Here is a 22,115-nt window from a genome sequence, read left to right as displayed (position 1 = left end):
AGCTGACCCGACCCGCACCACACACCGACTCCGCACGGGACCGCCGCAGGCAGGCCGAGCGGCGGGGCGGCCGGCCGTCTCGGGGCCCCGCTCCGTGGCGGGCCGCCGTCGCGCGGCGCGGCCGAGGTCGCGTCCGGCCGGACCGTCGCGGCGGCGGCCCCCGGCCCCCTCGGCGGCCGCCCGGGGCTCGTGCCCGTGCCCGCCGGGGCCGCTGCCCCGACCGGCGGCTCACCACCGCGCGAAGCGCCAGCGGCGAGCCGGAGCGGCTCGGTCGTCGCCTGGGCCCGGCGCGCGTCGGGCTCGCGCGCCTGGGGCCGGCCACCGCCCGGCGGGGCGTCGCCGGGCGTGCCGGCCGACGGGCGAGGGCAAGGAGTGTCGTGTCCGGCAGGGGCGTCGGACGCTCCCCAACGGGCCCCGTTGTCCATCACGTACCGCTCCCTCATCCGTACCCGTTCCCTGAACCGTGCCCGCCGTCGCGGAATCTGACCGTCCGTATGGAGCCGGTGCGCGGCGGCAACAGCCGAAGGACGCCCGCGTAGCGGCCGGCGGGGGTCCAGACGATGTCGTCGGCCACGACCGCGCTGGAGCGGCGCACGGCCTCCGGGGCGAAGCGCACCCGGCGGCTGGCGTGGCGGTCGCGGGAGAGCAACCGACGGTGCTCCGCGGCGCACAGGGCCAGCGGTGCGAGGCCGTGCTCCTCCGTCTCCAGCGTCCTGACCACCCGATCGGGCGCGATACCGAGCAGCACCGCCGGTTCGGGGCGCTCCCGCTCGGGGCGGGCGTGCGGCGGAGGGGCCGCCACCCCGTCGCGCGCCAGCCGGGCGCTCTCGGCGGCCAGCAGCTCGCGCACCCGCTGGTCGAGCGGAAAGCCTGCGGCGGTGCCCGGGTCGCGCTCAATGGTTCCCCAGTACGGGGCCAGCAACTGGGCGATGCCCTCGGCGATGTCGGCCGCCAGCGTCTCGGTCAGTTCGGGGCCGCCGTCGCCGGCCTCCCGCTCGAGCCAGGGCGCGGCGCGGCGCTCGCGCGGATACGGCTCCCCGACGCCGTCGGCGGTCTGCCCCGCCGCCGCGTACGAGGTGTCGTACCGGCCGTACTCCCCGCTGTCACGCGGCCCGTTGTCCGGCGGCCCGTTGTCGCGGAAGCCGCCGTCGTGGAAGCCGTTGTCCGGCGGCCCGTCGTCGCGCGCCCCCTCGTCGTGGAAACCGCCGCCGTGGACGCCGCCGTCGTGGACGCCGCCGCCAAGTCCGTCGTCACGAAGTCCGTCGTCATGAAATCCGTCGGCCTGGTACCCGTTGTCGTACCGGCGGCCCTCGTGCCCGCTTGGCTCGCGGTCGACTGGGTTCCCGCTCTCGTCTCCCGCCGTGGGGGTCTCGGCGTACCCGGCCGTACCGGCCTCGGGGTACGGCTCGCCCACCGCCTCACCCCAGGGGTCGGGGCCGCCGCTCCACTCGTCCCAGCCGCCGTGCCATTCGTCCGTCCAGCCGTCGCCGCGGTCCCAGCCCTCCGGGTGGGCGTACGGCTGGTCGTACGGGCCGTACTCGCCGCCCTTCTCCCGGCCGTCATGGTCGCCGGCACCGTGGGGGACGGTGCCGGGGCCCCGCGCGGGCGCCGCCGCGGCCGCCGCGCGGCGGATCATCGTGGCGATGGCGCGGGCGCCGTCGGCGCAGTACAGCCGGGCGTCGGCGAGCAGCCAGTCGTGCACGACGGCGTCGGTGAGGATGTCGTCCACGGTGTGCAGCGCGGTCCGGGCCTCGGGGACACCGGCCGTCTCCCACCAGGCGTCGACCGCGGCCGTCCAGCGGCGCACGGCCAGCACCGGCAGTATGAGCAGGGCGAGCAGCAGGCCGCCGAGGCCCAGCCACGCCGGGGCCCCGAGCAGCTTGCCGGCGACGGCGCCGACCGCCGCGCCCAGCAGGCCCGCGGCGAGCTGCGCGAGGGCCCCGGAGGTGCCGCCGCTGTCGGCACGTGGCCGCCGCGCGAAGGCCCGGTCGGTCAGCCCGGCGGCGGCCACCGCGGTCAGCGGCCCCAGCGCCCAGCCCGGGCCCGGCCACAGTCCGGCCGCGGCCGTCAGCGCGCAGGTGGCGGCCAGTTCGCCGCGGCGCGCACCGCGGACCGTGAACGGGTGCGCGCCGATGAGGCGGTCCGGCAGTCCCGGCGGGCAGGCGTCGGCCAGCCCGGGCAGCCGGGCGGCGCTGCTGGTGGGCGTCGCCAGATCCGACAGCGCGCCGAGCCGGGCCGCCGCCGAGCGCAGCGGAAGCCGCTTGGCCAGCAGCTCCTGGGCGTAGCCGCGCAGCGCCGGGCCGACCCGTTCACGCGAGGTCTCCGGGACGCGGGGCAGGTCGATGCCGTGCTCGTGCAGCCGGCGGCGCTGCTCGGGCGGCAACCCCACTCGGTCGCCGTCGCGCAGCGCGTCCTCCACGGTGTCGCGGTAGGCGACGAGGTCGGCCGCCACCTGTTCCAGGCAGCCGGCGAGGTCGCTGTCGCGGCCGGTTCGGCCGAACAACCCGGCCGCGCCGCGCAGTCGCTGGTACTCCCGCTCCGCCTCGTCCAGCGCGTACTCCGCCGCGCGCAACCGGATCGCGGCCTCGCCGCCCGCCCGGCGCCACACCGCCTCCTCGACGCTCTTGGGCACCGAAGGGCCGACCAACGGCGCCAGCGCGGCCGGCAGTTCGTCCATGGCCGGGGCGAACGAGGCGGTCGGGCCGGGCACCTCCTCGCCGACCAGGTCGGCGAGCGCCTGCCGCCAGGCGCGCTCGCGGTCCGCCGCCGCCAGGTCGTGTTCCAGCACGCGCAGCGCGGGCACGGCCACCCCCTCCGGCAGCTCCCCGATCGCGTGCAGCACGGCGTCGAAGACGGAGGCGCCCGCGAGAAGTTCGACCAGCGGATGCAGCACCTCCTCCACCGTCCTGGGGTCCTCCTCCGGGTCGGCCGTCCCCGCGTACGGGTCGAGGACCCACAGCACCCCGACCGCCGGCGGCCGCAGCGTCGAGGGCCGGTCCAGGGCCCACTGGGTAGGCGACGCGGCCGCCCGTAGGTCGTCCTCGGTGGATCCGGCGTGGGGGGCGCCGATCGCCAGGCACAGCGCGTGCCCGTTGCCGTACGAGAGCACCTGCTCGTAGACGTGCTGGTGGCCGGCCAGCCCCTCGGCCGTGTCCAGCAGCAGGAAGCGGCCGGCCGTCGTCACGGGCGTGCCGCCGAGCGACTCGCGCACGGCGCGGTGGAGTTCCGCGGGGTCGCTGAACCGCGCCCCCGCGGAACGGAGGTCCAGCGTCACCACGGGCGCCCCGGAGGCGGCCGCCGGAGCGGTGGGCGCAAACGTGTTCACCGCCGGCCCTCCCGCCGTGTCTCGTCGTCCCACGGGTCGTCCCACGCCCCGTCGTCCGCCCCCGGCCGGACGTCCGCATCGCCGGCGGCACGGTCGGAAACGGCCCGGTCGCGGACGGCCCGATCACCGACAACCCGGTCACCGACGCCATGGTCGTTGGCGTACCGGTCCTGGGGGCTTCGGTCCTGGGGGCTTCGGTCCTGGGCGTGCCGGCGCTCGGCGTACGGTTCCTCGGCATACGGATCCTCGGCGTACGGATCGTCGCTCAGGCGGTCGTCGGACGACCCGTCGCCGAAGTCCCAGCCCCCACCCCTGCCCCCGCCCTCGCCCGTCGCGCGGTGGGAGGACGCCTCGGCCCACCCCCGTTCCCCACGCCCGTCGAGCGGCGCGTCCTCGGCCACCCGGCCATCGGGCCCCCGACCGTCCGCCGCCGCGCCGTCGGCCACGGCCCCGAGGCCGTCGCCGGTCCGCCGGTCGCCGGGCGCCCGGTCGTCGGCGAACCCGTCGTCGGCGAACCCGTCGTCGGCGAACCCGTCGTCGGCGAACCCGTCGTCATAGCGGTCATCGGTGACACGGTCGTCCGCCGGACGGCCGCCCCTCGCGCGGTCGCCGGACGTACGAAGGCGGCCACCGGCGGCGCCGTCGCCCGCGCGCCTGCCCTCGCCGTACCGGTCGCCGACCTCACGGTCGTGGGACGGCCGGCCCCGGGTGCTCCCGTGCCGTGGCGGTCGGGCGCCGTCCGCCCGGCCGCCGGGACGCCGTCCGGCGATGTCCCGGTCATCCGCGGCCCGGTCGCCGGCCCCCCGGTCGCCGGCCCATCGGCCGGCCGCGTGGTCGGCCCGTCGGCCGCCGTCCGCGGCGGAGCGGTCGGAGCGGATCGGCCGGCCGGAGGGGCCCGCCGAACCGCGGGCGCCGTACGCCGGGGAGCCCCACGAGCCGTCGGCGTCGTCGGCATCCGCGTCGGCATCGGCGGCGCCCCAGCCCCCGCCCCCGCCCGCACGCGAACCCGTCCCCGCGCGGTGGCCGTTGAGCCGACCGTCGGGTCGGCCGCCGCCTCCGCCTCCGGAGCCGGTTCCCGGGCCGCCGGGTCCGCCCTCGTGCTCGTCTTCGTGGTCGCGGGCGCTCACCGCCTCCACCAGGGAGCGGAGGGTGGCGCGGTTGGCGCGGAGGCCGCGGGGGAAGCGGAGGTCGAGGGCGCCGTCGAGGGTGACGGTCCAGAAGTCGCGGAGTGGGGGGATCCACTCGCGGCCGTCCTCGTCGAGCCGGCGGGCGAGGACGTCGAGCTGGCCGGCGGCGTCGGGCGCGACGCGGTCCAGGAAGGTCCGCAGCAGCGGGTGCGGCTCGCTCGGGGAGGTGCTCAACCCCTCGGGGAGCGTCTCCATCAGCACCCCACAGAAGTCCTTGGTGGCCGTGCCGGCGTCCAGCAGCGCCCACCGCTCGTAGGCGCGCAGCAGGTCGGACCAGCTGGTGACGGAGCGGTCGTACGGCTCCAGGGCGAGCGTCATGGTCACCGCGTCCCGCGCGTCGTCACCGCGCCGCAACCGGAAGCGGACCCGGTCCGGGGAGAGCGGATCGCCGACGACCTCGACCTGCCCGTTCCACATCGCGCACAGCATCCGCTGGAGGATGCGCTGCCGGTCGGACTCGGTGCTGGCCAGCCACGCCTCCCGGTAGCCGGTGCGCTGGCGCCAGGCCAGGTAGTCCTCACGCCCCTCCTTGTCCCGCGCCCGACCCCACAGCCGCAGCACCTGCCGTACCTCGGAGACCTCGGTCAGGCTCATCTCGCTGCGGAAGAGCACCACGGTGATGGACTCGGTGGGCACCGCGCGGAACTCCGGCGACATCCGGTTCTCGTCGCGCGGCAGCAGCAGCGTCTGCTCCAGGAAGCGGTCGACGCTGCCGGTCGCCTTGGTCTGCGGTCGTACGATCAGGACCTTCAGCTTGCCGGTGCCGTCCGGGGTGAAGCCGGCCGGCAGCATCCCGGCCAGCTGGGACCGGAACTGCTCCTGCCACTTCTCGTCGACCGTGGCCGCCGCCTCCGCGTCGCCGGCCGCCGCCGCCAGCAGGTCGCCCAGTGAGGGCAGGAGCGGCCGCTCCTGGTGGACGCCCGTCTCCACGAACAGCCTCTTGATGCGCTGCTCCAGGACCGCCTTGACCTCCTTGACGGCGGCGCGCGGCGAGAGCTGCACGGCGCTCAACGCGCGCAGCCAGTGGCCGGGTTCGACGATCCGGGCCAGCAGCGCCGCCTCGTCCTGGTGATCGGCCAGGCCCTCGCGCTGGAGCAGCCGCGCCATCACGTCGTCGTAGAAGGCGCCGAGGGTGTGCTGGGGCGGCAGCAGGTAGGACACGCCGGTGCGGTCCTCGCGGTACAGCTCCTTCTTCCGCTCCAGGAACAGCCCGCTCTCCTCCTCCTCGTGGTCGCGGAAGGCCCGCACCAGCGCCGAGACGTCCTTGATCACGCGGTCGGCGGGCGGCCGCCAGCGGGACTCCTGCTCCTTCCACTGGTCGTGCCAGACCCGGCACGCCGACCACCGGTACCAGGTGTCCTGTTCGCCCAGCGCCGCCTCCACGTCCGGGTCGCCCCAGCGGGCGGGCACCAGCCCGGCCATCCCACGGCTGATCCGGGGCACCGGGGGCGGTGTGGGCTGCACGCCCTCGGGGGCGTGCGGGCGGTTGCGGCGGTTGTCCAGCATCCCGGCGAACCCGGCCGCCGCCACCTGGTCCCGGTCGCCCGGATTGCCGGCCAACACCCGTTCCAGGCGGAACGGGTCGTGCTCCTGCAGCAGCGCCTGGACGGCCCGGCGCGGGGTGAACCGCTCCGCGATCTCCCCCACCCGCCGGTCCAGCCGGCGGTCCAGCTGGGCCAGTTGGTCCTCCATGTCACCGACGCGGTCACGCAGCGCCTGCCCGATCGCCTTGACGCCGCGGGGCAGCGGGTCGGGCAGCGCGACCTCCAGCGCCTCCCGGGTCCAGATCTCCTCCAGGCCCGACTCCTTGAACACCTTCACCACCAGCGCGCGGTGGGTCTCGCCGCCCTGCCGCGCCTGTTCCACCAGGCCGCGCACCGCGCAGGCCAGCATCCGGGAGGCCACGATCTCGGCCAGCTCGTCCACCGGCACGGTCATGGAGGCGGCGAGGCTGGTGGACATCCCCTGGAGGCCGATGCCGGTGGCCGCCGGGGCGGAGCGGATCGTGCCGCGGTTGACGAAGCTGGCCGCGAAGGACTGCGCGTCGTCGTCCGCCCGGCTCCGACCGCGCACGCTCTCCTCGCCCAGGTCGGTGCCGATCAGCGAGGTCACCATCGCGGTGATGGAGCGCCGCAGGTCCTCCGGGCGCATGCCCGCGGTCCGGCTGAACAGGAACGCCGTCTGCACGGTGGAGGTGCGCAGCCGCACCGGGGCCAGGTGCGGGTACTTCACCCCGATCCGGCCGAGCTGTTCCACATCGCCGAGATCGGGCGCCGCGTCCGCCGCGTTCTGGTCGTCGACCAGGTGGGAGAGGTCCACCAGGGCGCGGGCGGCGTTGAGTTCGGCCTCCCGGCCGCCGCCGGACTCCGCCGGGAACGCGGACGGCATGACCACGAGAGGGTAGATCTTCGCGCCGTTCAGATTGACGGCGTTGAAGGCGTGCCCGATCAGATGCAGGAAGTCGTAGAAGATGCCCGCTCCGGTGCCGCCGGCGACGGAGAATGCCACGAACACGTCGTAGCCGCGGATCTGCCGCCCGCCCAGCCGCTCCAGGTCGCCGCCCGACTTGCTCAGCGCGTCGATCGCCGCCCGCAGCGGGCCCAGCACCTGCTCCGCGCCGCTGCGCATGGTCGCGAACAGCGCGGCCCGGCCCACCGTCGGCAGCTGCCCGGCCCCGGTGTGCAACGGCGAGACCCGCGGCTCCCCCTCGCGGGGCGGCAGCCAGCCGGCCACCTCCTCGTGCAGGGCGATCCGCAGCATGCGGGTCACCTCGGGGGAGTTGTCGTAGGCGGGCAGCAGGTTGTGCACCGCTCGGGAGGTGCGGGAGAAGGCGGCCGCCTCCGGCCCGCGCGCGCTCAGGTGCGGCAGCCGGTCCAGCTCGGACTCGCTGAAGTCCGCGTACACGAACTGCAGACAGTCGGGCAGTTGGAACGCCGCCCGTTTACCGCCGTCGACCAGCGCGGTGCCGTCCGGGCCGCACAGCTCCCGGCGCAGGTTCCGCTCCAACTCGGCCCCGATGCGGGCGCCGGTGCCGCCCAGGCCCACGAAGAGCATGGGCTGGTAGATCTTCATGTCATCGCTCCCCTCGCCCGACCCGCCCGGGCCGAACGTGCGTGGGTGGTTGTCCTGCCGGGCGGCGGTGGCACATGGGGGGTACGCGGACCGCTCCACCCCGCCCGGCGGAGCGGCGGCCGGAATGTCGTCCGGGCCGGTCGGAGCGGCGCGCCCCCGGCTACCGGCTCGGGCGCCGATGGCGCCGACCCCGGGTCGGGCATCGGGCGCCCCGCGAGGCCGGGCGCCGGGCCGAACGCCGGACGTCCCGCGAGGCCGGGCGCCGGGCCGAACGCCGGACGTCCCGCCAGGCCGGGCGCCGGGCCGAACGCCGGACGTCCCGCCAGGCCGCGCGGCGGGCCGGACGCCGAGCCCGGCACCGTACGGTCACCCGGTGCCCGGCGGAGTGGCGTGCCACCTGGTGCCCGCCGGGGTTGCGTGCCGCCCGGTGCCCGGCGGGGTGGTGTGCCGCCCGCCGAGCGCCGTCCGACGCACGGGTCAGAACGCCGCGTCATAGCCGCCCGTTCCGCCGCTGGGTGAGGCGGCGCCGCCGGTGCCGCCCCGGGGGCGGCCGCCGCGGACGCGACCGCCGTCCGACCTGCCGTTCGTCGCGGAGCCGTCCGGGCCCCCGGTCCCGCCTCCGGCGCCATCGCCGGTGCCGGAGCCGGAGCGGCCGCGCGAGCGGCCGCCGAAGGGGCGGCGCCCCCCGGGCCGGGCGTCGAGCCTGGAGCCACGGCCGCCGGCCGTGCGGCCGCCGCCTCCGCCGCCTCCGCCACCCCGCGCGGTGCCGCGGGTCGCGCCGCGCTCGTCGCGTACGCACAGCTCCAGACCGTCGTCGAGCGCCAGCGGGCCCCCGCGCGGGAGCAGTTGTTCACGGCCTCGGGGCGCGCGGAGCCGCAGGCTGCCGTCGCCGGCGCGCCACAGCCGGTACGTCTGACCGCCGCCGGAGTCGCGCCGGCGCAGCGTGGGGGTGCCGGAGCCGGAGCCGCCGTCGACGGTGAAGTAGAAGGTCCGTACGCCGGCGCCGCGGACGGGCAGTTGGGCGGGGGCGGCGCCGGAGCCCTCCCGGCGCACCTCGATGACCAGCCCCTGGAGTGACTTCCGCGACCGCGCGGAGTGGACGCGGGCGGCGACCAGCGCCCCGGCGGCCAGCGCCAGCGCGCCGCCGCTGACCGCGGCCCACCACCAGCGGTCCCACCACCGCTCCCAGCGGCTCGGTTCGGGCTCCACCGCGACGGTCAGGAACGCATGGCCGACCTCTTGGCCGTTGTCGGTGGTGTCGACGACGCTGATCTGCCCTCCGATGTCGCCGAGCGCCGTGTCCGCCCCGAAGGCGACGGTGAACGGAACCCGCCGCTGCGCGCCCGCCTCCACGGTGACCGTGGTCGGGGCGATCCGCAGGGATGACTTCTCCGGCAGGTCCTTCAGGGCGAGCCGCAGGGTGTGCGGCCGGGTGTCGTCGTTGTGCACGGTCATCCGGCCGCCGACCTCGCCGCCCGGATACACCGACTGCTTGTCGAGGGCGACGTCGGCCACGACCCGCGGGCCGTCGGGCGGGGCGGTGTGCGTGTCGTAGGGGCGGTGGTCGCTGGTGACGCCGGGGGCCGCCATCTCCCCGATGATCCGCAGCACGCCCGAGGCCGTCTCGGGCACGGTGAACTCGGCGGCGTAGAGGGCGTCGTCCGCTCGCTCGTCCGGGCCCTCGCCGTCGTCCCGCAGCGTCATGTCCACCGGTTCCGCGAAGCCGTCGCCGGTCAGCCGGGCGGTGACCTTCACCCCGGCCAACTGCTCGGGGTCGGTGATGGCCACACCGCGCCGGGTCTGCATCCGCACCCGCACCACGCTGCGTTCGCCGGGGCGCGGCGTGACGGGCTCCAGCGAGATCGCCGAGTGGAGCACGCCCTGCCAGATGGCCCGTACCGTCGCGGGATGGTCGCGGTGGCCCTCGGGGGCGGACAGCTTCACCCGCCAGGTGCCGGGCAGGGGGTCCCGGACCCGCAGCGCCTCGACCGGCCCGTCCTGGCCGCTGACGTCGAAGCGGGAGCCGTGGGCGGTGCCGTGCGCCGGCACCCGGTTGTCCTCCGGGTCGTAGTAGGTGACCGTGACGCGCGGGTCGTGCTTGGTGACGGTGATCGAGCCGTCGGTGGCGATCGGCGGGATGGTGACCTTCAGCTCGCCCGGCGGCCTGGCGCTGGTGCCCTCCTCGACGTCACCGCAGCGGGCGGCCGCGAAGGTGACGTGCAGCGCCCGGTCCACCTCGGTGGCGCTGTCGGCGACCCGCATCCGCGGGGTGCTTCCGGGCCGGTCGGGGCAGTCGTTGCGATAGCCGCCGGCGGCCATGGCGCGCAGCGCGTCTCGGTCGATGCCGTCGCCGAAGCCCAGCGGCCAGATCTGCACCTGCTCGCGGCGGGCCCGGTCGAGCGTCTCGCGCAGCTTCTTGGCGGCGTTGGCCCGGCGGCTCGCGGGATCGGTGCCGTACGCGGGGCTGTCCGCCACGTCCAGCTTGCCGTCGGTCAGCAGGAAGACGACCTTGGGGGTGGTGTCGGAGCCGTGCTCCCCGAGCCGGTCGACGGCCTGGGTGAGCGCGGCGGGGAAGTCCGTCCCCGGCCCGACCCGGTTCCCCGCGCGGTCCTTCAACTGCTGCGCGCACCGGCTCAGCCGCTGCCGCCCCGCCTCGTCGGTGACGGTCGGCGAGCACACCTCCCGCACGGGCTGCTGACCGGGCTTCTCCGCGCTGCCGAAGCCGATGACGGTGGCGCGTGAGCGGTCGGAGATCTCCGCCTGGGCGATCAGCGCGGCCGCGTCCGTCTCCCGGGCCAGGTCCGCGTCGCTGAGGCTGTCGGAGACGTCCACGAGGACGGCGAAGTCGATGGGCTTCACCGCGCCGTCGGACGCGGTTTCGCGGGCGGCGGCGGGCGGCGCCGGCGCCAGGCCTACGGCCAGCGCGCACACCGCCGCGGTCGCGGCCAGCGCGCGCCGGGCCGGCCGTCGACGCGGGCGCGAACGCCGCCCCGAGGGCCGGATGTCAGGGCATATCACTGCGGTTCTCCTTGCGATGTGGTCCCGGATGCCCCGGCCGGACCGACGCCCGCGGCGGGCGGGTCTGCCGAGGGTCCGGGGACGCGTGCGCTGGTGCGGGCCGCGCGGGGGTTCGCGGAGCGAAAGGGGCGGCGTGACGAAGGGCGGCGTGACGGTGGGAGGCGTGCCGGAGGTCGAGTCGGCGCCGGGGCTCGTGCCAGGCTCGGAGCCGGGGTCGGCGAGGCGCATGGGCTCGGGCGGCGGCTCGGCGCCGCCGCCGCTGGTGGTGCGCGGCGGCACGGCGTCGAACGGGCCCCGCCGCGGCGGCGACCCGGACCCGGTCATTCGTCGCCCCAGTCGAGCTTGTCGCTCCAGCGGCGCGGCGACCGGTCGCGCTCGGGAGGCGGAGACTCGTCCCAACGGTCCCCGTCCCAGCGGCGCTCCTCGCCACGACCCCCGCCCCGGCGGTCGTCGTCCCGGCGGTCGTCGTCCCGGCGGTCGTCGTCCCAGCGGTCGCGCACCCGGTCCTCCGGGGCGTCGTCGCGGGTGGAGCGGGGCGGGCGGCGGCGGTAGTCGTCGCGCTCCGCCGCCCGCTGGACGCGGGTGGGCTCGTAGACCCGGTCCCCGCCGCCCCACCCGTCGGGCCGGTCCCCGCCGCCTCGCTCGGCCCGGAGATACCGGTCGTCCCCGTGGTCCCCGTGGTCCCCGGCCGCGCGGTGGCCGGCGTACTCCCCGTCCCGGCCCGGTCCGTGGCCGTAATCCCCCTCACGCTCCCACTCCCGGCTCGACCGGTCCGACCCGTACGCCCCGTCCCCCCGATCCGACGGGCCACGGCGCTCTGGTCGACCTGGTCGATCTCGTCGGTCTGATCGGTCTGATCGGTCTGATCGGTCTGATCGGTCCGCGGAGGGTCCTCGCCCGGCGTCGTACGGGCGCTCCGCGCCGTGCCCGACGTCCCGCGCCTCGTCCCGGCCGGGCGCCGAGTCCCGCGGGGCGTCGGGCTCCGGCGGCCGCTCGGCGTGGCTCCAGTCCAGCTGGCGTCGGGCCCGGGCCCGGTCCTCGCCGGAGGCCGCGGGGTGTCGCGGCAGACCGAAGACGGTCTCGGCGGCGCGGCCCATGGTGCCGCGGGTGGTGGAGCGCAGGAAGTCGATGGCGGCGAGGGTCTGGTCGTTGAGGTCCTGGCGCTCGATGAGCCCGCCGTCGACGAAGCGGAACACGGTCTCGATGGAGAGCTCGCGCTCCTCCCGCCGCTCCCGGAGGATCGCCTGGTGGATGTCCCACGCCCGGGCCTTGTCACGGGCCATGAACCAGGCGATCCGGTCGTCGTCGCCGCCGCGGAGCACCTCCTGGAGCTCGGCGGCCCGCATCCGGTTGAGCTCCTGCTCGCGAGCCTCGCGCTCGCGCTCCAGCTCGTGCTGGGCGCGCTCCACCTCGCGGACGTGCTCGACGTCGGTGCGTTCGCGCTGGGCGCTGATGCCGCGGCTGCTGAGGTCGATCCGTACGAACACCTGGGTCTCCAGGCCGAGATCGTCGCCGAGCACGAGCGCGCCGCGCTGCAGCAGCTCCGACTCCACCGCCACGTCGGCCCGTTCGGCCTCGCTGATGCGGTAGCGCCGGGTGATGCCGCGTAGGGCGCGCAGCAGCACCGGGGAGAGGTGCTCGGCCAGGTTCCACACCCCGGCGACGGCGGCGGCGCGCGCGTCCACCACCCGCCATCGCACCTCGACCTCGGCGCGGAAGAACTCGGCGTCGCCGGCGGCCGGCAGCTCGGTGCGGAACTGGGTGAGGTGCCAGCCGGTGTGCACCTCGATGACCGTGTACGGCCCTTTGATGAGCGGCTTGTCGACGTCCTCGCGACGGTCGGGCCACACCACGCTGTAGCCGCCGTTCTCGTACATGAGCACCGCCGCGACCTGGCCGCTGGGCCGTCGGTAGCGGCCCACGGGGACGTACTCGCGCACCAGCGGTCCGAGGACCGGAGCCCGCTCGCCGGAGGCGCCGGGGCCCGCCGGTGACGGCCCTCCGGGGCGGTCCAGGCGCTCCGGCCGCTCCCACGGCCGGGCCGATGTCCACGGCTCGGCCGGCTTCTGGTCGTTCATCTGTGCCCTTCCCTCTCGTGCCACCCCTCGTGGGGCGTCTCGGCCGGGTCGGGCGCGGGGCCGCGCACGGGACCGCGCGGACCGGAGTCGCGCGCCGGGCCGTGTCGGGGCGCGCTGCCCGGACGGTACGCCACGGCCAGGTCGGGCCCGCTCTCCGGTCCGTCCGGCAGCAGCGCCTGTCGCATCCGCTCCGCGGCCCGCGCGTTCAGCGGCTCGTCGATGTCGCCGGCCAGCCGGGCGATGAGCAGCAGCAGGCGCTCCCGATCGCGCTCCTGGCTGACCAGCCGTGGCAGGAAGTCGCACAGCGACGTCAGTTGTCGCTCGTCGCGGGCCGCGCGGCGCATCCAGCCGGCCATCGCCTCGAGCGCGGCCGCGCCCGAGCGCGCCGTGGTCAGCGCGCACCACACCAGGTCCGAGAGCCAGCGGGTGTGCTCCGGGCGGGCCTCGACCAGCGCGGCGACCAGCGGCCAGGAGGCGTACGGCTCCAGCTCCGGGGTGTCCCGCAGGCCCCACAGGTGCGAGGTGCGGGTGGTGACCGCGCGCAGCACCGTCAGCAGCGCGAGGTTCTGCCGGTCCTGCCGCCGGTCGCGGTACCAGCTGGCCAGCCGCTGCAGGACGTCCTCCGGCTCCGGGCCCGCCAGCAGCCGCACCACGCTGTAGGAGGCGATCTCCGCCGACTCCCCGCCGTCCCGGCAGCCGATCCGGCCGAGCTGGTCCAGGGAGGCGGAGACCGAGCCCGCCGCCAGGCCGTAGCCGTGGGCCAGCGCGGCCGTCTCACGCGCCTCCTCGTCGTCGCCGCGGGCCCAGTCGCGCAGCAGCCCGCGGACGGCGGGGCGCACGGCCTCGTCGCGTGCGGCTTCGGCGAGGGCGGTGGCGGCGGCCATCCGTTGGACCGGGCTGTCCGCGCGGGCGAGCGGCAGCAGCAGCTCGGAGAAGCCGTAGAGGTAGTCCCAGGAGCACAGCACGCCGGCGGCGATGGCGGCGCGCACCCACACCTGGGGGCGCGGGTCGTCGCACAGCGTGCGCAGCCAGCGGGACATCGGGCCGCGCACGTTGTGGTAGCCGTCCCACGCCTCGTACAGCACCGCCGTGGCCAACCGCTGCCCCTGGAAGCGGACCACACGGACCGGGATGGTGGCCTCGCCCAGATCCTCCTCGCCCCTGCCGGGCACCGCGCGGGCGGCGGCCAGCCTGGCCCCGGTGTGCGCGGTGAACAGCGAGCGCCCCGGCGCGTACTGCGGGTCGAGCGTGACCGCCAGCTCCCAGCTCAGCAGCTCGCCGGCCTCGGCGGCCAGGCTGTCCGCGGAGCCGTTGAAGACGGCCAGCGCGATGCGCAGGGCGGCGCCGCGCAGCGCGGGCAGCGCGCCCGGCAGGGTGCCGGGGCGGTCCGCGCCGGCGAACCACTCCTGGGCCTGGCGTGGGGCGAACCACCGGCACTCCCGCAGCAGTTCCGCGTCGGAGAGGCCGCCGGTGGCGTGTGCCGCGAGGTGGCCGGCGAGCCGGGCCGCCTCACCGGGCCGCAGCTCGTCCAGGCCGAGCGCCTCCCGCACATCCGCGCGGGCGGCGTTGGCTCGGGCCAACAGCAGCGTCTGGCCGGGGGCCTCGGCGAGCAGCGAGGTCAGATGGCGGTTGAGGACCTCGTCGGCGGGCGGCGGGGCGCACACCAGGCCGTAGCGACCGCGCACCAGCACATCGGCGAGGTCGCCGGCACCGACCAGGATGACGCCGTACGCCCCGCGCTCGGCCAGCGCGGCGCTCAGCCGGTCCAGGTGCAGCTCGGTGAGCCGGCGGGGCCCGGGCGCGGCGCCCGACCCCCGGTCGCGGTCCCGGTGACCGCGCTCCTCGGGCGGCTCGCCCCCGTAGCCGCCGTCGTAGGTGTCGCCGTCGGGGAGTTCCAGGAGGTAGCCGCGCCCCTCTTCGAACCTGCTCGTGTCGACCCTGCCGAGTGCGGTGTACGGGTCCAGCCGCGAGACCTCGCCGCCGGTCACCTGGGCGAGCAGCGCGAGGGAGGTGGAGCCGCGACCGGTGCCGTGTTCGCCGCAGAGCGCCAGCAGATGGGTGAGCTCGAGGCGGCGTCGCATCCGCTCGTAGCCGGGCACCGGGCAGTAGACACGCCGCACGTGGTCCAGCCGCTCACGCGGGACCGGTCCGTCGACGAACACCTCCTCGGGGCCGGGCAGCACCTGGGTGTGGAAGAAGGTGTTGCCCTCGTAGATCTGGTTGTCGCCCTCGACGTGGAAGTTGGCGCGCGCCTCGCGGGCGGTGCGGGCGCCACCGTCCGCGCCCGCACCGCCCAGCGGGCTGCCCTTGGGGGCGCCGAGCCGCCGCGGCTGCTCCCGTTCCCGCTCCTCGCCGTCCGGCTTCGCCTCGCGCTGCCGGCCGTCGCGGTCCCGGCCCTCGCCGTCCTGCCGCCGGCCGTCGGCCTGCCGGTCCTCGCCCCTGCCGCCGTCGGCGCCCCGGCCCTCGGACTGGGCGCCGTCCGCGGCCGGACCGCCCGGCTCCCCGGCCGACCCGGCGGTGTCGTCGTCCACTGAGCTCATCGCCCGCCGTCCCCTTCGCCGCCCCGTCGCCCCCGGAAGCCCCGGCGGCGCTTGTCCCCCCGGCCGCCCTTGCGGATGCCGGTGAAATCGCCGTGGATGGTGTTGCCGTGGAAGATCTGGCTGTCGCCGCCGATGTACTCGAAGCGGTACGTGGCCCGCTCCGACTCGGCCTCCACCACGGGCTCCCCGGAACCGGAACCGGACGCCTGCCCGGAACCGGACGCTTGCCCGGCGTCGGAACCGGGCGCCTGCGGAGCGTCGGAGCCGGGCGCCTGCCCGGCGTCGGAGCCGGGCGGTCGGCCGGAGCCCGCGGCGGTCGGTCGCGCCGGGGCGGAACCGGGCCGCTGCCCGCAGTCGGAAGCAGGCTGTCCGGAGGTGCGTTCGGACGGTGGCCCGCTTGCCGCCGCGGCCGGTTGTCCAGAGGCGGAGTCGGCGTCGGAGCTCGACGGCCGACCGGACTCGGAGACGGGCGACCCGCCGGAGTCGGAGGCGGAGCCAGACGGCCCGCCGGAGTCGGGCTCGGAGCCAGACGGCCCGCCGGAGTCGGAGGCGGAACTCGACGGACGATCGGACTCGGAGGCGGGCGGCGGGCACCCCCCCTGTCGCATCCCGCCGCCCCGCCCCGGTGCCGGGCCTCCGGCCGTGGGCACCCCCGCGACCCACGGCGGAACCCCCTCGACGGCGCCGGGCTCGGCGGACGCCGAGGCGTCCGGCGGCTCCGCTGCCTCGTCCGGCAGCGGCGGCACCGCCAGGCGGGGCACGTAGTACCAGGCGCCCCGCGCCTCGCGGTAGTGCTCGGGCTCGATGAAGCGCCCGCCCTCCACCACCACCTCGCGGAAGAACTCCGCAGAGACCACACACAGCAACGGCGCCTCCGGCGCGTGCGACAGGGTGCGCTCGGCCACCTCGCCGTCGCACAGCCGACAGGCGAGCTCCACCGCGCTTCCGGCGAGCCGGTCGCCGCACCGCGCCACCGGCCCCCGGTGCAGCGCGATCCGCAGCCGCAGCGGCACCGCGCGATCCGCGTTGTCCTGGCGCAGCCGCTGGTGGACCTCCTCCAACCACTCCCCCGCCAGCAGCGCGGCCGGCAGCCCGGCAGGCGGCGACGCCACCAGACCGCCCGGGCGGTCCATCAGCAGGAGGCCGCTCCCGCGCACCCCGATCCGGGCGAACGCGCCGTCCACGACGTCGCACACCGTCTCGTGCGCGCGCAGCTCGGCCCGGGCGCCCGCGGTGCGCGGCCCGCACACACCGGCGCTCACCACGAGCCGGAGTTGGGTCTCCGTGTCGCCCACGCGCGCCTCCCGTCCACCGCGGCACTCCCCTCGGACTCCACCAGGATTGCCGTGACGGGCGGGACGGGCTGTAGCCGTTTACACAGTGGGGCGGATTCGTCTGCCCTGCGCGCGGGGGCGTGCACGCAGGGCGGTGCGGCATCCGTCGTACGGGAGGGGAGGGGCGGTACGTGTCGGGGCGGCGGGTGCGGTCACCCGAGGCCGCCGTCCTCACCCGCGCCGCGCCCCTCGGCGAGCAGTCGCAGCAGACCCAGGTCCAGCACCTCGAACCGGCGAGGTCCGGTCCGTACGACGCCCTGGCTGCGCAGCAGCTTCAGCGCCTTGGCCACCGCCTCCCGGCCGGTGCCCACCGCGGCGGCCAGTTCGTGCTGGGGCAGTGGCAGGTCGACCCGGATGGCGTCGCCGACGGGACGACCGGTGCGCTCGGCTATCTCGATCAGCCGGGCGGCGAGGCGCTGGATCACCCGCTCGGAGGCGAGCGATCGCCGCTCGCCGTCCGAACTCCGCAGCCGGGAACTGAACTGGCGCATGATCAGCATGGTGGCGATGGGCCGGTCCGCCAGGTACTTGCGGAACTTGTCGCCGGAGACGACCACCGCGTGGACGTCGCCGAGCGCGGCGACGGTGGCGCTGCGCGGGCGGTGGTCGATGGCCGCCTGGTCGCCGACCACCTCGCCGGCGCCACGCAGGGCGAGTATCAGCCGGATGCCGCGCTCGGTGCCGACCGATACCTTGGCCCAGCCGGAGATGATCGCCACCACGAAGGAGGTGGCGTCGTTCTCGCGCAGCACCACGGCACCGCGCCGATAGGTCTTGGGCCCGCCGAGTGCCAGCAGCGCACGGCGATCGTCGGTGGAGAGTGCGGACAGGAAGGGCCTGCCGTCCTCGAACAGACTCATTCGCCCTCCCCGCTCGGGCCTCCGGCTGTCCTGAGCACGGAGAGAAGCCCTCGCTTCGGGTCGTTTTCGGTCACATCCAGTAGAGATACAGACGCTGTGCCTTCTGAAAGCGTTGCGACCCGATTGAGTGACAGAACGCTAGAGAGATGGTCCAACCCCGTCAATGCTCTTGGGACGATTACCCCGGAGCCGACCGCGGGTACCGCCCCCGGCCTTAGGTGATGACCTGACGGTCAGTGACGACCTGAACCGCGCTTGTGCATCGCGCCACGCCGAAGCCGTCGCCCGGGGAGCGCCCCCGGGCGACGGCACACGACGGCACGACAGGGACCGCCACGGCCGCCCGCCCGCTACAGCCGCGGGTCGACCGGCTCCGACTCCAGCGCGAGCACCGCGAACACCGCCTCGTGCACGCGCCACAGCGGCTCACCGTCCGCCAGCCGGTCGAGCGCCTCCAGGCCCAGCGCGTACTCGCGCAGCGCCAGGGACCGCTTGTGGCCGAGGTGGCGCACGCGCAGCCGTTCCAGGTTGTCGGGGCGGGTGTACTCCGGGCCGTAGATGATCCGCAGGTACTCACGGCCGCGGCACTTGACGCCCGGCTGCACGAGCCCGCCGTCGGGCCTGCGGACGAAGCCCTCCAGCGGCTTGACGACCATGCCCTCGCCGCCGGCCTCGGTCAGCTCCAGCCACCAGCGCACGCCGGCCGCCACCGACGCCTCGTCCTCGGTGTCCACGTACAGCCGACCGGTGCGCCGCAGCAGACCGCTGGCGTCCTGCTCCACCAGCCGGTCCAGCCAGCCGAGTTGGGTGTCGTGGCCGACGGTGGCGAGGGGGCGGCCGCGCGCGGCGAGCAGTTGGAAGGGGGCGAGCCGCACTCCTTCCAGGCCGTCGACCGGCCAGCAGTAGCGGCGGTACGCCTCGGTGAACGCGGCCGCGTCGATCGCCCGCTCGCGCTGCCGGGCCAGCAGCCCGTCGTCCCCGCCGACACCCGCCACCCCGCGGGCGGCCGTCGCCTCCAGCGCGGCCAGGGCACCGGGGAAGACGGCGCCGGAGGCGGCGCCGACCGCCGCGTACTGCCTGCGCAGCAGCCCGGCCGACTTCAGCGACCAGGGCAGCAGCTCGGCGTCGAGTAGCAGCCAGTCGGTGTCCAGCTCCTGCCACAGCCCCGCGGCGGTGATCGCGTCGCGGACCCGGGCCAGCAGCCGCTCGGTGACGGCGGGGTCGTCGAAGAAGGGGCGACCGGTGCGGGTGTACAGGGCGCCGGTCACCTCCGTCGAGACGCCGAAGCGCTCCCGCGCGGCCGCCGCGTCGCGGCAGACCAGGGCCACCGCCCGCGACCCCATGTGCTTCTCCTCGCACACCACCTGGCGCACGCCGTCCGCGCGGTAGGCGGCGAAGGCTTCGGTCGGGTGCTCCAGATAGCCCTCCTCGCGCGAGGTCGCGCAGGGCGCCATGGTCGGCGGTAGGTAGGCCAGCAGCCGTGGGTCGACGGCGAAGCGGCTCATCACCTCCAGCGCGGCCGCGGCGCTCTCCTCCTTGACCGCGATCCGCCCCAGGTGGCGGGTCTCCACGCCGCGCCGTCCGGCGACGTCGGCCAGGTCCAGCGGCCGACCGTCGGCTCCTCCGGGCGCCTCCGGACGCAGCGGCTTGACCGGCTCGTACCAGACCCGCTCCGCGGGCACGTCCACCAGCTCGCGCTCGGGCCAGCGCAGTGCGGTCAGCCGGCCGCCGAAGACGCAACCGGTGTCCAGGCAGATGGTGTTGTTCAGCCAGGAGGCGGTGGGTGTCGGGGTGTGTCCGTAGACGACGGCGGCGCGGCCGCGGTAGTCCTCGGCCCACGGGTAGCGCACCGGCAGCCCGAACTCGTCGGTCTCGCCGGTGGTGTCGCCGTACAGGGCGTGCGCCCGGACCCGGCCGGAGGTGCGGCCGTGGTACTTCTCCGGCAGCCCGGCGTGGCTGACCACCAGCGCGCCGCCGTCCAGCACGTAGTGGCTGACGAGGCCGTCCACGAAGGTGCGCACCCGGTCCCGGAACTCCGGGTCCCGCTCGCCCTCCCGCTCCAACTGCTCGACGGTCTCGGCGAGGCCGTGGGCGATCCGCACCTTGCGCCCGGCCAGCCAGCGGCCCAGCTTGTTCTCGTGGTTGCCGGGCACGCACAGGGCGGTACCGGCGGCCACCATGTCCATGACGCGGCGCAGCACGCCGGGGCTGTCCGGACCGCGGTCCACCAGGTCGCCGACGAAGACGGCGGTACGGCCCTCGGGGTGTGCCCCGTCGACATAGCCGAGCTTGGCCAGCAGCGCGTCCAGCTCCGCGCGGCAGCCGTGGATGTCGCCGATGATGTCGAACGGTCCGGTGAGGTGCCGCAGGTCGTTGAAGCGCCGCTCCAGCGATATCTCGGCGCCCTCGATCTCCGCCACGCCGCGCAGGTGGTGCACCTTGCGGAACCCCTCGCGCTCCAGGTGGCGCAGCGAACGGCGCAGTTCCCGCTGGTGGCGCTGGATGACCCGGCGGGGCAGCCCGGCGCGGTCGGCGCGCCCGGCGTTGCGGTCGGCGCAGACCGCCTCGGGCACGTCGAGGACGATGGCGATGGGCAGCACGTCGTGCTCCCGGGCCAGCCGGACCAGCTGTCTGCGGGACTCCGCCTGCACGTTGGTCGCGTCGACTACGGTCAGCCGGCCGGCGGCCAGCCGCTTGCCGGCGATGTAGTGCAGCACGTCGAAGGCGTCGCCGCTGGCGCTCTGGTCGTTCTCGTCGTCGGCGACCAGACCGCGGCAGAAGTCCGAGGAGATCACCTCGGTGGGCTTGAAGTGCCGGCGGGCGAAGGTCGACTTGCCGGATCCGGTGGAGCCGATCAGGACCACCAGGGACAGGTCGGTGACGGCGAGCGTGCGCCGGGTGGGTTCGGTGGTCATGCCACGTCCTTCGTGGTCTCACTGCTGTCGTGCGGGGTCTCGTGGCTGTCGTGCGCGGTCCCGCTGCCGTCGCACGCGGAACTGCCGGGGGCCGCGGTCCCACTGCCGTCGTACGCGGTACTGCCGTCGTACGCGGTCCCACTGCCGTCGTTCGCGGTCCCACTGCCGTCGTTCGCGGTCCCACTGCCGTCGTGCCTGCTGAACAGAGCCAACTGGGTCGGCGGCCCCACCTCGGGGTCGTCCGGTCCGACCGGCCGGAACTCCACCCGGTATCCGTACCGCTCCGCGACGGTGCCGGCCCAGGCGCGGAACTCCTGTCTGGTCCACTCGAAGCGGTGGTCGGCGTGGCGGACGTGGCCCGCGGGCAGCGTCTCCCAGCGCACGTTGTACTCGACGTTGGGCGTGGTCACGACGACCGTGGTGGGCCGCGCCGCGCCGAACACCGCGTACTCCAGGGCGTTCAGCCGCTCCAGGTCGACGTGCTCCACGACCTCGCTGAGCACGGCGGCGTCATATCCGGCGAGGCGGGTGTCGGTGTACGCCAGCGAGCCCTGCAACAGCCGGACCCGTGCCGCCTGTCGCTCGGGCATCCGGTCCAGGCGCAGCCGCCGGGCGGCGATGTGCAGGGCGCGCATCGACACATCGACGCCGACCACCTCGGTGAACCGCACGTCCTTGAGCAGCTCGGCCACCAGCTGGCCCTGGCCGCAGCCCAGGTCGAGCACCCGCGCCGCCCCGGCCGCGCGCAACGCGTCGAGGATCGCCTCGCGGCGCCGCACCGCCAGCGGCACCGGCCGCTCCTCGGTGTCCGAGCTCTCGTCGACCGCGTTGTCCAGCTCCTCGGCCTCGATGCCGTCGGCCTCGGCGAGTCGGGCGAGCTCCAGCCGGTCCAGCGCGTCGCGGGTCAGCGCGGCACGACGGGCCAGATAGCGGCTGGTGATCAGCCGCTGCTCGGGGTGGCGCTCCAGCCAACCCTCCCCGGTCCGCAGCAGCTTGTCGACCTCGTCGGGCGCCACCCAGTAGTGCTTGGCGTCGTCCAGCACCGGCAGCAGCACATAGAGGTGACGCAGCGCGTCGGCCACCCGCTGCTCGCCGTCGAGCACCAGCCGCACGTACCGCGAGTCGCCCCACTCCGGGAACCGCTCGTCCAGCGGCACCGGCTCGGCCGTCACGCTCCAGCCCAGCGGTTCGAAGAGCCGCACGACCAGCTCCGCCCCGCCCCGCGCGGGCAGCGCCGGCACCTCCACCCGCAGCGGCAGCGCCCGCCCGGGCAGCTCCGGCCGCGCCGCGCACCGCCCCTTGAGCGCGCTGGAGAACACCGCGCTCAACGCCACCGCCAGCAGCGACGAGGCCGCGTACGGCCGGTCGTTGACGTAACCCGCCAGCGCCTGGTGAGCGGCGCCCGCCGCCTTCCCCCGCCCCCGGCGCACCAGCGCCACGGGGTCGACCTCCAGCAGCAGCGCTGCCGTGCACCGCGCCTCGGTCGCCTCGGGGTAGAACACATGGGCCGTGCCGTGCGAGGTGGAGAACCGCTGTGCCTTGTCGGGGTGCTTGTGCAGCAGGAAGCCCAGGTCGGTAGCCGGGCGCCCGGCGTCGCCGGTGGTGGTTATCGTCAGGAACACACGCCCGAGTATCGCCGTCGGGCCGGTATCGCTCCCAGTGGTTTTCCTCCCGTCGTTCCGAAGCGCCGGGCCCCCGGCCCCTCCCCCTTACGCGCTCAGTCCTCCTCGATCTCGCAGGGCGGCTCCCAGGGCGGCGGCGCGCTGCGCCCTCGATGGCGTCGCCC

Annotated in this window: 9 protein-coding genes; all 9 read right to left on the bottom strand. The window is 76.0% G+C overall.

The window, feature by feature from the left end; translation table 11 throughout:
* Positions 1–439 precede the first annotated feature (439 nt).
* On the bottom strand, positions 440–3,325 hold the full coding sequence (locus CD790_RS06430) for a hypothetical protein (protein ID WP_144382070.1): 2,886 nt from the start codon (positions 3,323–3,325) through the stop codon (positions 440–442).
* Positions 3,322–7,584 carry a tubulin-like doman-containing protein gene (locus tag CD790_RS06425; protein WP_260867379.1) on the bottom strand — a complete coding sequence of 1,421 codons (4,263 nt, stop codon included), beginning with the start codon at positions 7,582–7,584 and terminating at the stop codon, positions 3,322–3,324. Before CD790_RS06425 ends, CD790_RS06430 begins: the two co-directional genes overlap by 4 nt.
* A gap of 477 nt (positions 7,585–8,061) precedes the next feature.
* Positions 8,062–10,602, bottom strand: a complete 2,541-nt coding sequence (locus CD790_RS06420; protein ID WP_186318905.1) for a vWA domain-containing protein — start codon at positions 10,600–10,602, stop codon at positions 8,062–8,064.
* A gap of 320 nt (positions 10,603–10,922) precedes the next feature.
* Entirely contained in the window at positions 10,923–12,680 is a 1,758-nt protein-coding gene (locus CD790_RS34435) for a hypothetical protein (RefSeq protein ID WP_186318904.1), read from the bottom strand.
* Positions 12,677–15,220 (bottom strand): hypothetical protein, encoded by a 2,544-nt coding sequence (locus tag CD790_RS06410; RefSeq protein ID WP_186318903.1) that lies wholly within the window; start codon positions 15,218–15,220, stop codon positions 12,677–12,679. Before CD790_RS06410 ends, CD790_RS34435 begins: the two co-directional genes overlap by 4 nt.
* Complete coding sequence (locus CD790_RS06405; RefSeq protein WP_144382068.1) at positions 15,217–16,515, bottom strand: hypothetical protein; 1,299 nt, start codon at positions 16,513–16,515, stop codon at positions 15,217–15,219. Before CD790_RS06405 ends, CD790_RS06410 begins: the two co-directional genes overlap by 4 nt.
* Before the next feature lie 191 nt (positions 16,516–16,706).
* Positions 16,707–17,414 carry a Crp/Fnr family transcriptional regulator gene (locus CD790_RS06400; protein ID WP_144382067.1) on the bottom strand — a complete coding sequence of 236 codons (708 nt, stop codon included), beginning with the start codon at positions 17,412–17,414 and terminating at the stop codon, positions 16,707–16,709.
* Between the two features lie 350 nt (positions 17,415–17,764).
* Positions 17,765–20,329, bottom strand: coding sequence for a polynucleotide kinase-phosphatase (locus CD790_RS06395; protein WP_144382066.1), 2,565 nt, complete (start codon positions 20,327–20,329; stop codon positions 17,765–17,767).
* Positions 20,326–21,951, bottom strand: a complete 1,626-nt coding sequence (locus CD790_RS06390; RefSeq protein WP_144382065.1) for a 3' terminal RNA ribose 2'-O-methyltransferase Hen1 — start codon at positions 21,949–21,951, stop codon at positions 20,326–20,328. Before CD790_RS06390 ends, CD790_RS06395 begins: the two co-directional genes overlap by 4 nt.
* Positions 21,952–22,115 lie beyond the last annotated feature (164 nt).

This window comes from Streptomyces sp. SAJ15, from assembly GCF_007595705.1.
Classification (GTDB): Bacteria; Actinomycetota; Actinomycetes; order Streptomycetales; family Streptomycetaceae; genus Streptomyces.
The sequence above is the reverse complement of the archived record's forward strand: the minus strand, read 5'-3'. Positions and strand labels throughout refer to the sequence as shown.